The organism is candidate division WOR-3 bacterium, from assembly GCA_026418155.1.
Classification (GTDB): domain Bacteria; phylum Hydrothermota; class Tepidihabitantia; order Tepidihabitantales; family CAIPLT01; genus JAOABV01.
On sequence record JAOABV010000103.1, the window covers coordinates 1 to 700 of the forward strand.

The following is a 700-nucleotide window of genomic DNA, read 5'->3' on the forward strand; positions in this document are numbered from 1 at the left end:
CATTTTCGTCCCCTAAAGTTATCTTTGCTCTTTTTTGTTCACCACCAATTGATAAAGTGTCGCCATCAGTAAAATCAGGTTGGTTAAGCCCTTCAATTACAATCCCGATTTTTGTCTTAATGTAGTCGTTTATTGTTATATACTCGTCAAATCTTAATTGCTTTGTCCAATATAAATCTTCTGTTGTTTTTAAATCTTTATTAATTTTATTACTGTATCTTATCTCATAATTAAATAGTTGAAATTGTGAATATATTATAGGCCGAAGATTCGCATAATCAGCTGTAAGATAAGGTTTAAGTGAATTAATTAAAATATAACCCGTAGCAGGTTCTATGCCATGAGTTGTTATTATAATTTCAATTGGATTTATTTTATTTTGTATATCCCACTTTATTAGGTTATTTTCAGTCTTATATGGTAGCAACGAAAAATAATTGTTGTTTTCTTTGTATAAATTAAGAGGGACGGGCAAAAAGACCTTGTAATCAGATTTAAGAAAAACGGTTTTTATTTTTAAGTTGGATTTTTTTAAGTCAAGGTCATACTCACCAAGTTTCTCGTCTTGTTTATTATTACAGAAATCCTCAATACTTTTATTCTCTTTTTTAAGGCAATAATCACCGATTGCGCCGTATAAAGTTAGTGGTGAAGGTAGTCCGCCTTCAGCAATCGTATCATCACCAGCAATAAAAGGCCG

At 30.9% G+C, this 700-nt stretch carries 1 protein-coding gene; it reads right to left on the bottom strand.

Annotated features, from left to right (window positions below; all coding sequences use genetic code 11):
* Window positions 1-700: hypothetical protein (locus N2201_07485; protein ID MCX7786040.1), on the bottom strand; the 700-nt coding region annotated here is incomplete at both ends.